Raw genomic sequence first — 353 nt, 5'->3', positions numbered from 1 at the left:
CGGAACAGCTAAAAATGCTGCAGACGGTACGGTTACTTTCAAAGATATTGAGTACAAAGAAGCAGGCGACCACACATACACTATCTCTGAAAAAGCAGGTAGCGAAGCAGGTGTGACATACGACACTGCTAAACACGAAGTTAAGGTAGCAGTTACAGATAACGGTGCAGGCCAACTTGTTGCGACTGTAACTGATAACAACCCAACCTTCACCAACACTTATAAAGCAGCTAAAACAACAGCAACTATCACAGCTAAGAAAGTCTTGGATGGTAAAGCTCTAGAAGCTGACAAATATGAGTTTGAACTTAAAGAAGGTGACGAAGTAATCGGAACAGCTAAAAATGCTGCAG

The 353-nt window shown here is 42.2% G+C and carries 1 protein-coding gene; it reads left to right on the top strand.

The window, feature by feature from the left end; translation table 11 throughout:
- A partial coding sequence (locus HMPREF2766_RS10215; protein ID WP_315940710.1) for a Spy0128 family protein occupies window positions 1-353 on the top strand: 353 nt, incomplete at both ends.

This window comes from Streptococcus sp. HMSC076C08, from assembly GCF_001810825.1.
GTDB lineage: Bacteria > Bacillota > Bacilli > Lactobacillales > Streptococcaceae > Streptococcus.
The sequence above is the reverse complement of the archived record's forward strand: the minus strand, read 5'-3'. Positions and strand labels throughout refer to the sequence as shown.